12 protein-coding genes are annotated in these 18,335 nt (G+C 53.8%); 8 read left to right on the top strand and 4 right to left on the bottom strand.

What is annotated here, in order from left to right:
- Positions 1 to 2 precede the first annotated feature (2 nt).
- Positions 3 to 515 (bottom strand): gluconokinase, encoded by a 513-nt coding sequence (locus IG609_RS18745; protein WP_193399214.1) that lies wholly within the window; start codon positions 513 to 515, stop codon positions 3 to 5.
- Between the two features lie 158 nt (positions 516 to 673).
- Between IG609_RS18745 and IG609_RS18740 the strand changes: the two genes are divergently transcribed.
- Positions 674 to 2,050, top strand: coding sequence for a GntP family permease (locus IG609_RS18740; protein WP_193399213.1), 1,377 nt, complete (start codon positions 674 to 676; stop codon positions 2,048 to 2,050).
- Positions 2,051 to 2,425: 375 nt separating this feature from the next.
- Here the strand turns inward: IG609_RS18740 and IG609_RS18735 are convergent, their stop codons facing one another.
- Positions 2,426 to 3,019 (bottom strand): YhgN family NAAT transporter, encoded by a 594-nt coding sequence (locus IG609_RS18735; RefSeq protein WP_014916905.1) that lies wholly within the window; start codon positions 3,017 to 3,019, stop codon positions 2,426 to 2,428.
- A gap of 298 nt (positions 3,020 to 3,317) precedes the next feature.
- On the opposite strand from IG609_RS18735, the gene asd reads away from it, so the two are divergent.
- Positions 3,318 to 4,421 carry an aspartate-semialdehyde dehydrogenase gene (asd, locus tag IG609_RS18730; protein ID WP_193399212.1) on the top strand — a complete coding sequence of 368 codons (1,104 nt, stop codon included), beginning with the start codon at positions 3,318 to 3,320 and terminating at the stop codon, positions 4,419 to 4,421.
- 115 nt (positions 4,422 to 4,536) lie between these two features.
- Here the strand turns inward: asd and IG609_RS18725 are convergent, their stop codons facing one another.
- Positions 4,537 to 6,255 (bottom strand): sensor histidine kinase, encoded by a 1,719-nt coding sequence (locus IG609_RS18725; protein ID WP_193399211.1) that lies wholly within the window; start codon positions 6,253 to 6,255, stop codon positions 4,537 to 4,539.
- A 357-nt stretch (positions 6,256 to 6,612) separates the two neighbouring features.
- Here IG609_RS18725 and glgB point away from each other — a divergent pair, with 357 nt between their 5' ends.
- The 5 genes from glgB (at position 6,613) to glgP (ending at position 16,071) form a co-directional block, all read left to right on the top strand.
- A complete protein-coding gene (gene glgB / locus IG609_RS18720; protein ID WP_193399210.1) occupies positions 6,613 to 8,790 on the top strand; it encodes a 1,4-alpha-glucan branching enzyme in 2,178 nt (725 codons plus the stop codon).
- The gene (gene glgX / locus IG609_RS18715; protein ID WP_193399209.1) at positions 8,791 to 10,767 is read left to right on the top strand and encodes a glycogen debranching protein GlgX; all 1,977 of its coding nucleotides are present in this window, start codon (positions 8,791 to 8,793) and stop codon (positions 10,765 to 10,767) included.
- A gap of 35 nt (positions 10,768 to 10,802) precedes the next feature.
- Positions 10,803 to 12,080, top strand: coding sequence for a glucose-1-phosphate adenylyltransferase (gene glgC, locus IG609_RS18710; protein ID WP_193399208.1), 1,278 nt, complete (start codon positions 10,803 to 10,805; stop codon positions 12,078 to 12,080).
- A 28-nt stretch (positions 12,081 to 12,108) separates the two neighbouring features.
- Positions 12,109 to 13,548 carry a glycogen synthase GlgA gene (gene glgA / locus IG609_RS18705; RefSeq protein WP_193399207.1) on the top strand — a complete coding sequence of 480 codons (1,440 nt, stop codon included), beginning with the start codon at positions 12,109 to 12,111 and terminating at the stop codon, positions 13,546 to 13,548.
- Between the two features lie 75 nt (positions 13,549 to 13,623).
- Positions 13,624 to 16,071 carry a glycogen phosphorylase gene (gene glgP / locus IG609_RS18700; RefSeq protein WP_102117065.1) on the top strand — a complete coding sequence of 816 codons (2,448 nt, stop codon included), beginning with the start codon at positions 13,624 to 13,626 and terminating at the stop codon, positions 16,069 to 16,071.
- Between the two features lie 89 nt (positions 16,072 to 16,160).
- Here glgP and glpD read toward each other — a convergent pair whose 3' ends face one another.
- Positions 16,161 to 17,660, bottom strand: a complete 1,500-nt coding sequence (gene glpD / locus IG609_RS18695) for a glycerol-3-phosphate dehydrogenase (protein WP_193399206.1) — start codon at positions 17,658 to 17,660, stop codon at positions 16,161 to 16,163.
- A 338-nt stretch (positions 17,661 to 17,998) separates the two neighbouring features.
- Between glpD and glpE the strand changes: the two genes are divergently transcribed.
- On the top strand, positions 17,999 to 18,322 hold the full coding sequence (gene glpE, locus IG609_RS18690; protein WP_193399205.1) for a thiosulfate sulfurtransferase GlpE: 324 nt from the start codon (positions 17,999 to 18,001) through the stop codon (positions 18,320 to 18,322).
- Positions 18,323 to 18,335 lie beyond the last annotated feature (13 nt).

Here is an 18,335-nt window from a genome sequence, read left to right as displayed (position 1 = left end):
CGTTAGCCTGCCGCGCGCAGTGCGTCAACGCAGCGCTGCACGACGTCTTCCCGGGTGCCGTCAATATCGACTTTCAGGACATCCGGCTCATCGCTATCCGGTTCTTCCAGCGCATCGAACTGGCTTTTCAGTAGTTCTGTCGGCATGAAGTGGCCTGCTCTGGCTTTGTGACGCTCCAGAACCAGCTCAAAGCTACCTTTCAAATAGATAAACACCATCTTTTCGTTGCCTTCGCGCAGGCGGTCGCGGTAACGCTTTTTCAGCGCGGAACAGACGATGATGCCGGTCTCGTTTTTGTGCGCCAGGCTGTAGGCAACATCGCTGAGTCGCTCCAGCCATGGTGCGCGGTCGTCGTCATTCAACGGCGTGCCGCTGGCCATTTTCTGGATATTCGCGCGCGGGTGCAGATCGTCGCCGTCAATAAATTTTGCCTGAATGGCGCGGCCAAGTTCAGCGCCAACTGAGGATTTTCCACTGCCTGATACGCCCATCAGAATAATGCTTCGACCTGACATAATTTGATCTCTATCCCAAACTGTAAATTAAATGATACTTAATGGTTCCATACTTTAACATGTTACCCGTATCATGTTACCGGTATCAAATGATGATGTGATACACCTCACAAACAATTAGCCAACCCAGACCGAGTGCCCTAAAGAGATTATTAACGATGACAGAAATCACCTCCGCCTATAGCGCCAGTGTGTTGTTGACCATTGCCGCTGGTGCAGTCGCACTGTTATTGGTGCTGATTATGCGCTTTAAAATCCATGCGTTCCTGGCGCTGACACTCGTCAGTCTGGTAACAGCATTGGTAACAAAAACACCTTACGAAAAGATTGTGCCGACGCTGCTGAGTGGTTTCGGTAGTACGCTGGCATCCGTTGCCCTGCTGGTTGGACTAGGGGCAATGATTGGCCGCCTGTTAGAGGTGACCGGCGGCGCGAATGTGCTGGCGGATACGCTGATTAATAAATTTGGCGAACATCGTGCACCTTTTGCGCTAGGGGTCGCTTCTCTGCTGTTCGGCTTCCCGATCTTTTTTGATGCCGGTCTGGTTGTTATGCTGCCGATTATTTTCAGCGTGGCAAAGCGCTTCGGTGGCTCGACGCTAAAATATGCGTTTCCTGCGGCGGGCGCGTTTGCCGCTATGCACGCCTTGGTACCCCCACATCCCGGCCCCGTTGCTGCGAGTGAATTGTTAGGCGCCAACATCGGCCTGCTGGTGATTATCGGGGGCCTCATCGCGCTACCGACCTGGTATTTCGGCGGCTACCTCTATGGGTTGTACGCCGGTAAAAAATTCGACATCAAACTGCCTGCAAGCTTCTTGTCTGCGGTTGAAACGGATACCGCTGTTAAACCACCGCGCTTTTCCGTGGTGTTGAGTATTCTGCTGCTGCCATTAGTGCTGATTTTTCTCGATACCGGGCTGAATACGCTAACGGTGATGGGAATAGTGAGCGGTGATAACGGTGTTGTTCAGTTCTTGCGTATGCTAGGGAAAACCCCTGTTGCGTTACTGATCACGGTGTTTTTTGCTTTGATGGTCTTTAGCGGCAGCAAAAGCCGAGCGCATCTGGAAAAAATTTGTGATGGGGCATTAGGGCCAATTTGCGCCATTATTCTGGTAACTGGCGCAGGTGGCATGTTCGGTGGTGTTCTGCGTGCCAGCGGAATTGGCAACGCGCTATCCGGTGCACTGGCAGATACGGGCATGCCTGTTATCGTTGCTGCATTTGTGGTGTCGATGGCACTGCGTGTAGCGCAGGGTTCTGCAACGGTGGCACTGACGACGACGGCAGCGCTGATGGCGCCCACAGTGGCGGCGACCACAGGATTAAGCCAGTTTGACCTGTGCTTTATCGTAGTGGCGATTGCGGGCGGGGCGACCGTGCTGTCGCATGTGAACGACTCGGGTTTCTGGCTAGTCAGTCGTTTCCTTGAAATGGATGAGAAAACGACCCTGAAAACCTGGACGGTGATGGAAACGCTGCTCGGCACCATCGCGTTCCTGATAGCGTTAGTGGGAAGTATTCTTCTCTGATGTGTTTAGCCCCCTCCTTGCGGAGGGAGGCTTTTAGTCACATTTTTATGCCGACCAAGAGACGGTTTCGTGCGCGATAATGTCGTTATTTTCATGCTACTTCGTAGCACGCGCCCGACATGGGGCGGCTCAAACGCCGCTCGGCCCATGACCCCAGGCTTCTGGCTAAATTATGCCGCTACGCGGTGCCATCGGCGTTCATGACCACTTTTCGAGCCGACTGTGACGCGCTCTCGGCGCGGCACAGCCTTTCGCGGCGTCCTTGCCGCTCACTCGGTGGTCATGCCCATCGCTGCATAATTTTTACGCCAGATAACGTCAACCCCCACACTAATTTGCACATTTATGCATAAGACACAGGGGGAAACGGAGCTGCTATAACTTCATATAAGCACGCACGCCATCGAGGAACATCTGCGTCGATAGCATGACCAGAATCAATCCCATCAATTTCTCCAGCGCACTCACGCCTTTCTCACCCAGCAAGCGCAAGAACACATCCGACATCAGCAGGATGATGAATGAAATCGTCCAGGCGATAAACAGCGCCAGCGTCAGGTGAGGTAGCTGGTTGGGATACTGGTGAGACAGCAGCATCAGCGCCGCGAGGATCGACGGCCCCGCTACCAGTGGAATTGCCATGGGCACCAGAAACGGCTCTTCGCCGGCTGGCAGACCGCTGCTATTGCCTTCCTGCGAAGGGAAAATCATACGAATCGCGATGAGGAACAGCACGATACCGCCGGAAATCGACACGGTTTCGGTGCGAAGATTCAGGAATGCCAGAATGCGTTCACCGGCGAACAGGAAGATCAGCATCAGCCCGAGTGCAATTAGCATTTCACGGATCAGCACTACACGTCGGCGTTTAGGGTCGAGGTGCTTGAGTACGGACATGAAAATCGGCAGATTGCCGAGTGGATCCATAATGAGCAACAGCAGCACTGTTGCGGAGATCATTTCTGTCATGTTGGTTTGTTACTCCCAAAACCTTGTTTCCTGACCGGGGCCATCTTCATGGACTGACCAACGTGATTATCCTGTGCCAGGTTGATGATATTAGAATGACTGCTGAAAAACGGCGTACTATCGAATAAATTCACTTGCGACTTGATGTACATTTTGTAAGGCTGAACGACACAATTATTTACGGGTTTACGACACGACACGCGCAAGCCTCTGCGGCAGATCACTGAGTCAGCAATCACTAAGCGCTATCGACGTTAGCCAGAATTCTTTTTGTTACCCCCAAAGCAGGACAGTTACCATGAAAAATGTTGGTTTTATTGGCTGGCGCGGTATGGTCGGCTCGGTTCTCATGCAGCGCATGGTCGAAGAACGCGACTTTGATGTGATTCACCCGGTATTCTTTTCGACCTCTCAGCATGGCGAGCCTGCACCCGCGCTGGGTGGTCATCAAGGCGTGTTGCAGGATGCTTATAATATTGAAGCACTGCGCGCGCTGGACATCATCATTACCTGTCAGGGCGGTGATTATACCAATGAAGTTTACCCAAAGCTGCGTGAAAGTGGCTGGCAGGGTTATTGGATCGACGCCGCGTCCTCACTGCGTATGAAAGATGACGCGATTATTATTCTGGATCCGGTTAACCACGGTGTGATTCAGCAGGGTCTGGATAAAGGCATCAAAACCTTTGCCGGCGGCAACTGTACTGTCAGCCTGATGCTGATGTCATTGGGCGGCCTGTTTGCGAACAACCTGGTGGAGTGGGTTTCTGCTGCGACGTATCAGGCGGCTTCTGGCGGTGGTGCGCGCCATATGCGTGAGCTGCTGACCCAGATGGGTGCGCTGCATGGTGAAGTGGCGAAAGAGTTACAGGATCCGGCCTCTGCGATTCTGGATATCGAACGTAAAGTGACCGCGTTGACCCGTAGCGGTTCGCTGCCGACGGATAACTTCGGCGTGCCGTTGGCAGGTAGCCTGATTCCGTGGATCGACAAACAGTTGGATAATGGCCAGAGCCGCGAAGAGTGGAAAGGTCAGGCGGAAACCAACAAGATTCTGAGCACCAGTAGCGTCATTCCTGTCGACGGCCTCTGCGTCCGCGTTGGCGCCCTGCGCTGCCACAGCCAGGCGTTCACCATCAAACTGAAAAAAGACGTGGCGCTGTCGGAAATCGAACAACTGCTTGCAACCCACAATGACTGGGTGAAAGTGGTGCCGAACGATCGCGATATCACTATGCGTGAGCTGACGCCTGCTGCGGTAACGGGCACGCTCTCCACGCCGGTGGGTCGTCTGCGTAAGCTGAACATGGGGCCGGAATACCTGTCCGCCTTCACGGTCGGCGATCAGCTGCTGTGGGGAGCTGCTGAACCGCTGCGCCGTATGCTGCGCATCCTGCTGTAGTTAGTTATCTTGCTATCGTTCTTCTACTTTTCTGGCGCAACATCGGTCGATGTTGCGCCACATTTCAATGACGGGCCTGACACTCTTCTTATTACGGTATCTGACGTTCTCTCCATCACGCCACGCTATCCAACTGCTCCAATGCCTGACGGGGTGAGATCAGCGGGACGCGCACTTCGACACGGGTAAATTTATCCGCTTCGCTGACCACCGTGATGCCATAGCGGTTGCCGTAGCGTGCTTTGATACGGCGGTCGACCAGATTCATGCCTAGCCCATCGCCGCCGCTGCGGGGCTGATAGGTGCCTGCGTTATCTTCTACTGACAGTTCCAGCGTGTTGGCGTGCAGGCGTCCGCTGATGTGGATGTGTCCGTGTTCAATCATCTGCGAAGTACCGTGCTTAATCGCATTTTCGACAATCGGTTGCAGGGAAAACGCGGGTAACCGTGCCTCACGCAGCGCCTCCGGTAGCGAGATTTCTACCGTCAGGTGATCGGCAAAGCGCGCTTTCTCGATTTCGAGATAGGCGTTAACGTGCTCCAACTCGTCATTGAGCGACACTTCATCGTTGCTGCGCTTGAGGTTTTTACGGAAAAACGTCGATAGGGACAGCACCAGTTGGCGAGCGTGATCGGGGTTGCGCCGTATCACGGCGGACAGCGTGTTGAGTGCGTTAAATAGAAAGTGCGGGTTGACCTGCGCGTGTAGCAGCTTGATTTCCGACTGGGCCAGTAGCTGTTTCTGCTGTTCAAAGCGGCCCGTCAGAATCTGTGCGGAAAGCAGGTGGGCGATCCCTTCCCCTAGCGTGCGGTTAATGCTGGAAAATAGCTTATTTTTGGGCTCATAAAGCTTGATCGTGCCGACAATGCGCTGATCTTCGCCACGCAGCGGGATCACCAGCGTGGAGCCGAGTTTGCAGTGTGATGAAACCGAACAGGTATAAGACACTTCGTTGCCGTCGGCGTACACCACCTGATTGTTGTCTATCGCCCGACGGGTATGTGATGACGTGATAGGCGCGCCGACGTTGTGGTGGTCGTCGCCCAGTCCGATAAAGGCCAGCAGCTTGTCACGATCGGTAATGGCTACGGCACCCACACCTAACTCTTCATACAAAATACGGGCAACGCGCATACTGTTTTGCGGGTTGAATCCCTGACGCAGTGCCCCTTCGGCGCGGGCGGCGATTTGCAGTGCCTTGGCGGAAAACGCGGAGGTGTATTTTTCAAAAATGGCACGTCTGTCGAGCAGGATACGCATGAACATGGCAGAACCGATGGTATTGGTGATCATCATCGGCAAAGCAATGTCTCTAACCAGTTCAACGGCATTATCAAACGGACGGGCGACCAGCAGGATAATCGCCATTTGTAGTATCTCCGCAACCAGCGCGGTCAGCCCGACGACGAGGGGCTGAAACAGCAAATCGATGCGGTTGCGGCGTGCCAGATAGCGGTGTAGCAGCCCACCGAGCAAGCCTTCGGCAATCGTCGATAACATACAGGCCAGCGCGGTCATTCCGCCCATCGAATAGCGGTGTAATCCACCCGTTAACCCGACGAGAAAACCGACAGAAGGGCCGCCCAACATACCGCCGAGCACGGCGCCCGTCGCGCGGGTATTGGCAATCGAATCGTCTATATGCAAACCGAAATAGGTTCCCATGATGCAAAACACGGAAAAAACCAGATAGCAGACCAGCTTGTGCGGCAGACGGATGGTGACCTGCATCAGCGGGATGAACAGCGGTGTCTTACTGAGCAGATAGGCGATGACCAGATAAACGCACATCTGCTGTAACAGGGAAAGAATCAGATCAACCTGGCTAACCATGGGCGGGGTCTCTTCACACGAAATCCATTAAATTGTACTGCTTTTTCCCTATTAACGAATCGATATTAAACAAATAATGCTAATTGTCTTGCGTCATAACTTATTCATATAAATATACACAGAAAAATTTAATCAATGTCTCTGATATTTCTCCACTCTTTGACTACGCTTAATTGAGGAGGGGGTTGTGCAAGAATGCTTTCATAATATTGATTATTCTTACACGTTATCATTATTTGTTAGCGTGCTAATAACTTATTATTTTTATTGGGTTTTTTTGTTTGAATGTAAGTGCGATCTTGTGATTTTTATTATATAAATTATTTAATTTAAATGGTTTATCAGAGGATGAATACCATGCCAGCGTTTTCTGAGGCGATTAATTTACTTATTTCCGGGCACTATGCCGACCCGTTTTCGCTGTTAGGTATGCATCATTCCTCCAAAGGTCTTGAAGTTCGGGCACTGTTGCCGGATGCGCAGGCAGTCTGGGTTGTGGATGCCAGCAATGGACGAAAAATCGTCGAGCTGGAACGTGTGGATGGTCGTGGTTTTTTTTGTGGTCTGGTGCCGCGTCGGAAAAAGGTTTTTCACTATCAATTAGCCGTGACCTGGCGCGAAGAAACCTGGGTGATTGAAGATCCCTACCGTTTTGGCCCGCTGTTGCAGGATATGGATATTTGGCTTTTGGCTGAAGGCACCCACCTGCGACCTTACGAGCGGTTAGGCGCACATCTGGAAACGCTGGATGGCGTTGAAGGCACGCGCTTTGCCGTCTGGGCACCGAATGCCCAGCGTGTTTCAGTGGTGGGGCAGTTCAACTTCTGGGATGGCCGACGTCACCCGATGCGGTTGCGACAGGAAAACGGTATTTGGGAACTGTTTCTGCCCGATGTGAAAGCGGGGCAGCTCTACAAATATGAAATGCTCGACAGCCACGGGAGCGTGCGGCTGAAGGCCGATCCGTATGCGTTTGAAGCGCAGATGCGCCCAGATACCGCATCGCTGATTACATCGCTGCCCGAGAAAGTCCCAACCAGCGACGCTCGGCGTGAGGCGAACGGCCTGCGTTCACCGATCTCCATTTATGAAGTTCACCTAGGTTCCTGGCGGCGGCATACGGATAACAATTTCTGGCTGAGCTATCAGGAACTGGCGAATCAACTGATTGATTATGTGCAGTACATGGGCTTCACGCATGTGGAGCTGATGCCAATTAACGAACACCCGTTCGATGGTAGCTGGGGTTATCAACCGCTGGGGCTGTATGCGCCAACGCGCCGTTTCGGTACTGCGTCGGAGTTCAGAGCGTTTGTTGATGCGCTCCATGAGGCGGACATCAACGTTCTGTTGGACTGGGTACCGGGGCATTTTCCCGGCGACGAATACGGTTTGGCACAGTTTGACGGCACCGCGCTGTATGAATATGCCGATCCGCGCGAAGGTTACCATCAAGATTGGAACACGCTGATTTATAACTATGGTCGCCATGAGGTACGTAACTATCTGGCGGGTAACGCACTGTTCTGGATGGAGCGCTATGGCATTGATGGGCTGAGGGTCGACGCTGTGGCTTCCATGATTTACCGTGACTACAGCCGCAGCGAAGGCCAGTGGGTGCCGAACCATTACGGCGGCAAAGAGAACCTCGAAGCCATCTCGTTTCTACGCTACACCAACCACATGCTGGGTCATGCGGCTCCTGCGGCGATAACGCTGGCCGAAGAGTCCACCGATTATCCGGGTGTCACGCTGCCACCAGACTGCAACGGCTTAGGATTTCATTACAAGTGGAATATGGGCTGGATGCACGACACGCTGACCTATATGCAGCTCGATCCGGTTCACCGTAAATACCATCACGATTTGCTGACATTCGGCATGTTGTATGCCTATAGCGAGAATTTCGTGCTGCCTCTGTCTCACGATGAAGTGGTGCACGGCAAGCGCTCATTGCTGGATCGCATGCCTGGCGATGTCTGGCAGAAGTTTGCCAATTTACGTGCGTATTACGGCTTTATGTGGGCGTATCCCGGCAAGAAACTGCTATTTATGGGCGGCGAATTTGCGCAAGGGCGTGAATGGAACCACGATGCCAGTCTGGACTGGCATCTGCTAGATGAAGCGGAAGGCTGGCACCGTGGCGTGCAAACACTGGTGCGCGATCTCAACCACTACTATCGCCAGCAGCCGTCATTATATCAGCTAGATTTTCAGCCGCAGGGCTTTGAATGGCTGGTGGTGGACGACCGGGAAAACTCAGTCTTTGCCTTTGTTCGGCGTGATGAGCAAGGCAATGAAGTGCTGGTGGTCAGTAACTTCACGCCAGTGCCGCGCTATGGCTATCGAATCGGCATCAACCAGCCTGGCGGTTGGCGAGAAGCGATGAATACGGATTCTGGCTACTACAACGGCAGCAATTTGGGCAATACCGGGACGATTTACAGCGAGGAGCAGGCCAGCCACCAGCGCCAGCATTCTCTCGTTCTGACCCTTCCGCCGCTTGCCACGCTGTATCTGGTGAAGGAGGCGTAAATGTCGGAATTGCAAACGGGCAAGCCGACGCCGCTGGGAGCCAGTTTTGATGGACAGGGCGTGAATTTTGCCCTGTTTTCGGCGGATGCCGAGCGCGTCGAACTGTGTGTATTTGATGAACGTCAGCAGGAACAGCGCATCGTGCTGACTGCACGCAGCGGCGATATCTGGCATGGCTATCTCCCTGATGCACAGCCGGGGCTACGCTACGGTTTCCGGGTCGATGGGCCGTTCGAGCCGTCGCAGGGTTTGCGCTTCAATCCGCATAAACTGGTGTTGGATCCGCGCGCCCGCCAGCTTGATGGCTGGGTGGTGGATGACGCCTGTCTGCAAGGCGGGATTGACCAGCGAGATGAACGCGATAGCGCTGCCATCATGGCGAAGTGCGTCGTTACGGCTGAGGATTACGACTGGAAGGATGACCAGCATCCGCAAACGCCTTGGCATCAGACGGTGATTTATGAAGCGCACGTTCGTGGGCTGACGCAACTGCACCCTGATATTCCCGAAGACATTCGCGGTAGCTATGCGGCGTTAGGCCATCCGGTGATGATTGATTATCTGACATCGTTGGGCGTGACGGCGCTGGAGTTGCTCCCAGTGCAGCAGCATGCGGATGAACCCCAGCTTCAGCAACTGGGGCTGCGTAATTACTGGGGCTATAACGTGCTGCTGCCGTTTGCTGTCGATAACAGCCTGGCCGCGGGTGACGACGCACTGAATGAATTTCGGGATGCGGTCAAAGCGCTGCATCACGCGGGCATCGAGGTCATTCTGGATGTGGTGTTTAACCACAGTGCTGAGCTGGACGTCGAAGGCCCCACGCTGTGCCAGCGAGGCATCGACAACCGTAGCTATTACTGGCTGGGTGAAGACGGCGAATATCCTAATTGGACCGGCTGCGGCAATGTGCTGCGCCTGAATCATCCGGCGGTGATGGATTGGGTGATCGACTGTCTACGCTTCTGGCGCGAGGTCTGCCACGTTGATGGTTTCCGCTTCGATCTGGCAACGGTGCTGGGACGTACCCCAGATTTTACCGCCGACGCGCCGCTGCTGTCTGCCATGAAAAATGATAGCCGTTTACAGGGCTGCAAGCTGATCGCCGAACCGTGGGACATTGGGCATGGTGGTTATCAGCTCGGTCAGTTCCCGACACCGTTTGCCGAGTGGAGCGACCGCTACCGTGACGACATGCGCCGCTTTTGGCTACATGGTGACATTTCTCTTGGCACATTTGCCCGCCGTTTTGCTGCCTCCAGCGACATCTTCCAACAGCGCGACCGCCGACCTTACGCCTCCATCAACAAACTGACGGCCCATGACGGCTTTACGCTGCGCGATCTGGTGAGTTTCAACCACAAGCACAACGACGCCAACGGCGAGGGCAACCGCGACGGCACAGGCAGCAATTTCAGCAATAACCATGGCACGGAAGGGCTGGAAGCGGACGACGACGTTCTTCAACGCCGACTGGTCAGCCAGAAGGCGCTGCTGACGACGCTGATTCTGTCGCAGGGAACACCAATGCTGCTGGCCGGCGATGAACTGGGACACAGCCAGCAGGGCAACAACAACGCCTACTGTCAGGACAATGAGTTAACCTGGCTGCACTGGGACAACGCGGATCGCACCCTGCGCGAGTTTGTCGCCGGATTGCTCCAGTTACGTCGCACGATTCCGGCATTACAGCAGGCAACGTGGTGGCAAGAAGGGGATGGCGCGGTGCAGTGGCTGAACCGAGAAGGGCAGCCTTTGACGCCGCAACAGTGGGAGCAGGGGGAGCATCAGCTACAGATTTTACTTTCCGGTCGTTGGCTTGTGTTGTTTAACGCCAGCTTGCATGCCGGAGCATTCATTTTGCCAGAAGGCCACTGGCAGGTTTCACCGCCGTTTGATGAAACGAATCCGCCTGAGGGTGGAGTTTGGCACGGACACGCGCAGGCGGTAGGCGTCTTGATAAAACAGACTGCCTAAGCGCAAGCCATTAAAAGAATAATCAGGAGATAGCCATGGTAAATAACGACAAGCATGACCCTCTGATGTTGGCAAGACAACTCCCTTTGAAATCCGTGGCATTAATTTTGGCTGGAGGTCGTGGAACGCGACTGAAAGGGCTGACGGCATTGCGTGCCAAGCCCGCTGTCCATTTTGGCGGCAAATTTCGCATTATTGATTTCGCGCTCTCTAACTGCCTGAATTCCGGTATTCGCCGCATTGGCGTGATTACGCAATATCAGTCGCATACGCTGGTGCAGCATATTCAACGCGGCTGGTCGTTTCTGAATGCGGAAATGAACGAATTTGTCGATTTGCTCCCTGCGCAGCAGCGCCATTCGACCGATCACTGGTATCGGGGAACAGCGGACGCGGTGTGTCAGAATCTCGACATCATCCGGCGCTATCGTGCGGAGTATGTGGTGATTCTCGCGGGCGATCACATCTACAAGATGGACTACTCACGTATGCTCATCGATCACGTAGAGAAGGGGGCGGAATGTACGGTCGCTTGCCTGCCCGTGCCGCTGGAAGAAGCCAGCGCCTTTGGCGTCATGAGCGTGGACAAACAGCATCGCATCCTCGATTTTGCCGAAAAACCGGATAACCCGACGCCGATGCCAGATAACCCGGACATGGCGCTCGCGAGCATGGGGATCTATGTTTTTAATGCGGACTATCTTTATCAATTACTGGAAGCAGACCGTAACGCACCGGACTCTAATCACGATTTTGGGCAGGACCTGATCCCGAAGATTGTGTCGCAGCGTCTGGCCTGGGCACACCCTTTCAACTTGTCTTGCGTCACGTCGGGTGAAGATGAACACCAATATTGGCGGGATGTTGGCACGCTGGAAGCCTACTGGCGCGCCAATCTCGATTTGGCGTCCGTTACGCCGGAGCTGGATGTGTACGATCGGCACTGGCCGATTCGTTCCGCGATTGAATCGCTGCCGCCCGCCAAATTTGTTCAAGACCGTTCCGGCAGTCACGGCATGACAATGAACTCGCTGGTATCTGGGGGCTGCATCGTCTCCGGTTCTGTTGTCACGCATTCCGTGCTGTTCCCGCGTGTGCGGGTGAATTCGTTTTGCAGTATCGATTCGACGGTGATCCTGCCGGATGTCAACGTGGGGCGATCCTGTCGTTTACGCCGTTGTGTGATCGATCGCGCCTGCCACTTGCCGGAAGGCATGGTGATTGGTGAAAACGCGGAAGAGGATAGCCGCCGTTTTTACCGTTCGGAAGAGGGGATCGTGCTGGTCACGCGATCAATGTTGGAAAAGCTGTAAACACCATCGGAACAAAACGGGAGTAATAATGCGGGTCTTACATGTTTGTTCAGAGCTATTTCCACTATTGAAAACCGGTGGACTGGCGGATGTGGCTGGTGCGTTGCCCGGCGCGCAGATTGCGGCGGGGATGGATGCCCGTGTCATCCTGCCTGCCTTCCCCGATCTGAAAAAAGGCGTCGCCAATCTACAGGTCGTGCGTGAGCTGGATACCTTCGCCGGGCACGTCACGCTGCTGTTTGGCCATTTTAATGACGTCGGTATCTATTTAATTGATATACCCGAACTGTATGAACGCGCGGGCAGCCCTTATCACGATCCAGCGCTTTATGCGTATGCCGACAACTACCTGCGGTTTGCGCTGCTGGGGTGGATGGGATCTGAAATGGCATGCGGTTTGGATCGCTACTGGCGACCTGATGTTGTGCATGCCCATGACTGGCACGCGGGGCTGACCTGCGCCTACCTAGCGGCGCGCAACCGTCCGGCGAAATCGGTCTTTACCGTTCATAACCTGGCTTATCAGGGGCTGTTTGATGCTCGGCATATGCCGAATATCCACCTGCCGAGTGATTTCTTTCAGGTGTACGGTCTGGAGTTTTACGGCCAGATTTCCTACCTCAAGGCGGGGCTGTACTACGCTGACCATATTACGACCGTGAGCCCAACCTACGCGCACGAGATTACGCTACCGGCTTATGGCTACGGGATGGAAGGCTTGCTGAAAACGCGGGAAGAAGAAGGACGGCTGTCCGGCATTCTCAATGGCGTAGACGAAACAATTTGGAATCCGGCGCACGACCCTCTACTCACCAGCCATTACTCCCGAGATGCTTTAGCGGACAAAGCCGCAAACAAGCGGCATCTGCAAACAGCGATGGGCTTGAAGGTCGACGACAAAGCACCGGTTTTTGCTATTGTCAGCCGCTTGACCAGCCAGAAAGGGCTTGATATCGCGCTAAGCGCGGTGCCGGACCTGCTGGAACAGGGCGGACAACTAGTGGTGCTGGGCGCAGGGGATGCCGATTTACAGGAGGGCTTTCTGGCGGCGGCGGCGGAATATCACGGTCAGGTTGGGGTACAGATTGGCTATCACGAGTCCTTCTCACACCGCATTATTGGCGGCGCGGATGTCATCATGGTGCCGAGCCGATTTGAACCTTGCGGGTTAACGCAACTCTACGGCCTGAAATATGGCACGTTGCCGCTGGTGCGCCGAACCGGCGGGCTGGCGGATACGGTATCGGACTGTTCGCTGGAGAATCTGGCGGATGGGCTGGCAAGTGGGTTCGTCTTTAACGATTGCAGTGTGGGATCGCTATCCCGCGCAATTCGTCGTGTGTTTGTCTTGTGGTCCCGACCCACGCTATGGCGCTATGTGCAGCGTCAGGCGATGGCGATGGATTTTGGTTGGCAGGTTTCTGCTCAGGCTTATGGTGCGCTTTATCAACGCTTGTATACCCACTAGTTTTCCCACTGCGCGTCATCCTCGTGCAATCTGGAAACGACAGGGTAAGGTAACACTCACTTGGGAATGAATATTATGAACTCGCCGTTTATCTATACTTCACCAACGATCAGTGTGGAAGCGCTGAAACACTCTATTGCTTATAAGCTCATGTTTAGCGTAGGGAAAGATCCTTCCATTGCGAATAAACATGACTGGCTGAATGCCACGCTGCTGGCCGTGCGTGACCGGATGGTGGAGCGATGGCTGCGCTCGAATCGGGCACAGCTTTCGCAGGATGTGCGGCAGGTCTATTACCTGTCGATGGAATTTTTGCTGGGGCGGACGTTGTCGAACGCGCTGCTGGCGATGGGACTGTATGACGATCTGAAGGCCGCGCTGGATGGCATGGGGCTGGAACTGGACGATCTGCTACAGGAAGAAAACGATCCCGGCTTAGGGAACGGCGGTCTGGGGCGTCTGGCCGCCTGTTTCCTTGATTCGCTGGCGACGATGGCTCTGCCGGGGCGCGGCTACGGTATTCGCTACGAATACGGTATGTTCAAACAAAATATCGTTAACGGCAGACAGGCGGAATCGCCCGACTACTGGCTGGAATACGGTAATGCGTGGGAATTCCCGCGCCACAGCACGCGCTACAAAGTGCGCTTCGGTGGCCGAATCCAGCAGGAAGGCAGCAAGTTACGTTGGCTGGAAACAGAAGAAGTGATTGCCTGTGCCTACGACCAAATCATTCCCGGTTTTGATACGGATGCCACCAATACTTTGCGTCTGTGGGGCGCGCAGGCCAGTAACGAAATCAATCTGGGTAAATTTAATCAGGGTGACTATTTTGCGGCGGTGGAAGATAAAAACCACTCGGAAAACGTGTCGCGCGTGCTGTATCCCGATGATTCCACCTATTCTGGCCGTGAGCTTCGCCTACGTCAGGAGTATTTTCTGGTTTCCGCGACGGTGCAGGACATTCTCAGTCGGCATTGGATGATGCATAAAACCTATGCCAATCTGGCGGAAAAATTTGCCATCCACCTGAACGATACGCACCCGGTGCTGGCCATCCCAGAGCTCATGCGCTTGCTGATCGATGAGCATAAATTCAAGTGGATAGAGGCGTGGACGGTGGTGAGAAAAGTCTTCTCCTACACCAATCATACGCTGATGCAGGAAGCGCTGGAAACCTGGCCGGTTGATATGCTGGGTAAAATCCTGCCGCGCCATCTGCAATTGATTTTCGAAATTAACGAACATTTTCTGGAGTACGTCCAGAAAGAAGTCCCTGATGACAACGAGCTGTTGGCGCGAGTTTCCATCATTGATGAAAACCACGGGCGTAAAATACGTATGGCGTGGCTGGCCGTGGTTGCCAGCCATAAGGTGAACGGTGTATCGGAGCTGCATTCGGATCTGATGGTGCAATCTCTGTTTGCCGATTTCGCCCGTCTCTTCCCCAACCGTTTCTGCAATAAAACCAACGGTGTGACGCCGCGGCGCTGGCTAGCGCTGGCCAACCCATCGCTCTCTAGGCTGTTGGATGACACCATTGGCCACAACTGGCGCACCGATCTGAGCCAATTGAGCGAACTGAAACAACACATCGATTATCCCGCATTTGTGCAGAAAATCAGCAAGGTGAAGCTGAAGAACAAAGTGCGCTTAGCGACCTATATGGCGGAAACCCTGAATATTGTGGTTAACCCGGAATCGCTGTTTGATGTGCAGATTAAGCGTATTCACGAATACAAGCGGCAACTGCTGAACGTGTTGCACGTCATCACACTCTATAACCGCATTAAGGATGACCCCGAGGTCGAGCGTGTGCCGCGTGTTGTCATTTTTGCGGGTAAAGCCGCATCAGCCTATTACATGGCAAAGCACATTATTAACTTGATCAACGACGTCGCGAAGGTGATCAACAACGATCCGGCATTGCACGATCGGCTGAAAGTCGTCTTCATTCCCAACTACAGCGTGAGTCTGGCACAGTTGATCATCCCAGCGGCGGATCTCTCTGAACAGATCTCGCTGGCGGGGACGGAAGCCTCCGGAACCAGCAATATGAAGTTTGCTCTGAACGGCGCGCTGACGATTGGCACGCTGGATGGGGCGAATGTCGAAATGCTGGAACATATTGGCGAAGAGAACATGTTCATCTTCGGCAACACGGCCGATCAGGTCGAAGCGCTGCGTCAGAACGGCTACAACCCACGGCAATATTACGATCAGGATGAGGAGCTGCACCGCGTGCTGACGCAAATCGCCACGGGCGTTTTCAGCCCTGATGATAGCCGACGCTACAGCGATCTGTTTGATTCACTGGTGAATTTTGGCGATTACTACCAGCTACTGGCGGACTATCGCAGCTATGTGGATACGCAGGATCGGGTGGATGAGCTGTATGAGAACAAGGACGAATGGGCGCGCTGTGCCGTCCAGAATATTGCTAATATGGGCTATTTCTCGTCCGACCGCACCATCGGAGAATATGCAGAAGATATCTGGAATATCAAACCGATACGGTTGTGATTACGCGTTGATGATATGAAAAAGCGCCGTAGGCAAAAACCTACGGCGCTTTTGTATTTGCACTAAAAGGCGCTTGTGATAACTGCTGATTAACCCGCTTTTGCTATCTGCTGGTAATGGTTTGCCAGCCAGTCGCTGATGCGTTGTTTCTGTGCATCATCGAAGCGCATGCCCAGTTTGGTGCGGCGCCAGATGACGTCATCAAGCATAACGGCCCATTCTTTTTCGACCAGATAGCGCAGTTCTGCTTCATACAGGTCGTGCCCGAAATCTTCACCCAGGTCGCTGAGGCCTTTCACGTTTGCCAGAATCAGTTCGCTGTTTGAACCGTAGGTGCGGCTGTAACGGCGCGTCAGTGATTCAGGCAGATTGAAGCGGCGACGCAGCGCAGCGGCGTAGTCATCACGTGTGCCAGCGATATCACCACCCGGCAGTACCGCGCCTTTCGTCCAGGCCTTACCCGCTTGCGGGTAGTATTTGTGCAGCTTGTCCAGCGCGTGCTCTGCCAGCTTACGGTATGTCGTCAGTTTGCCGCCAAACACGGAAAGCAGTGGAGCCTGACCGTTATCATCATCGACCGACAGCGTGTAGTCACGGGTAATCGCCTGCGGAGAATCGGATTCGTCATCACACAGTGGGCGCACGCCAGAGTAGGTCCAGACGATATCGTCACGCGTAAGCTGCTGTTTGAAATGGTCGTTATACACGTCCAGCAGGTAGGCGACTTCGCTGTCATCGATCTTCACATCGTGCGGATTGCCTTTGTACTCCACGTCGGTCGTGCCGATGATTGAGTAGTCATCCTGCCACGGGATCACGAACACAATACGGTGATCTTTGTTTTGCAGAATATACGCCTGCGGCTGGTTATGCACTTTTGGCACCACGATGTGGCTGCCTTTGATCAAACGGATGCCGTAAGGTGATTTCAGCTGCAGGCCGTCATCAAAGAATTCTTTCACCCACGGGCCCGTCGCGTTCACCAGACCTTTGGCGCGCCAGGTGAAGGTTTCACCGGTCAGTGAGTCAACCGCATCGACAATCCATACGCCTTGTTCACGGCGAGCGCGGGTCACTTTGGTGCGGGTACGGACTTCTCCACCGCGTTTTGTCACTTCCTGCGCGTTTAACACCACCAGACGCGCATCGTCCACCCAGCAGTCAGAATATTCAAAGCCCTGCTTCAATTCAGGCTTAAGCACAGACTCTGCGCTGAATTTCAGTCCTTTACTGGCAGGCAGGCTGACGCGTTTGCCGATGTTGTCGTACATGAACAGGCCGATACGAATCATCCAGGCCGGACGCAGGTGCGGCTGGTGGGGCAAACGAAAGCGCATAGGGAAAATAATGTGCGGGGCCATTTTCAGCAGCGTTTCGCGCTCAGACAGCGCTTCGCTGACCAAACGAAACTCATAGTGCTCAAGGTAACGCAGGCCACCATGAATTAGCTTGGAACTGGCTGAGGACGTGGCACAGGCAAGATCCTGTGCTTCCAACAACAGGACTGATAACCCTCGCCCAGCCGCATCTGCGGCGATGCCTGCACCGTTAATTCCGCCGCCGATAACGATGAGATCTTTGGTTTCCACGTTTCTTCCTCCACCCTCGAATAAATCAAAATGTTCGTTTTCGAGCATTATAATAATCGAAAACAAACAAATCAGCCAATGGTTAACCAAATAAAAACATTTATGCGTGACGAACCTAACAATATGATGATAGTTGTCACATTAAAAGCAGGGATATTGGGTTGGCATTGTGCTGTTTTGTCGCCACGACTTACGTTAGTGAAGCACTGTTTTTATAAATAACCGTATAATCACATGGGTTTTATGCCGCTGAAGGCGGGTTACAATGACGCCTCGGGTTGCCATGACGTCAGTGGTTACTAACATCCTGTCCATTATTAACAAGGTTGTCACTTTCGATGGAACAATTTGAAGCTATCAGTATTGAGCACGCCCATTCCCGCTGGCAGGAAGGGGGCGTTGTTGTTGATATTCGCGATCCACAGAGCTTTGCCGCAGCCCATGTTCCCGGCGCGACGCACCTGACGAACGAGACGCTGTCTGACTTTGTGCGCGGTGCTGACTTTGAAGCACCGGTCATGGTGATTTGCTACCACGGCATCAGCAGCCGCAACGCTGCACAGTATCTGATTAGCCTGGGGTTTGATTCTGTGTACAGTATCGATGGTGGCTTTGAGGCCTGGCAAAACCGCTACCCGCAAGACACGCAGGCGCAAGCCTGATCGCATGACGATT

Origin of the sequence: Pectobacterium quasiaquaticum (assembly GCF_014946775.2) — a bacterium.
GTDB lineage: Bacteria > Pseudomonadota > Gammaproteobacteria > Enterobacterales > Enterobacteriaceae > Pectobacterium > Pectobacterium aquaticum.
This window is presented reverse-complemented; position numbering and strand designations above follow the sequence as displayed.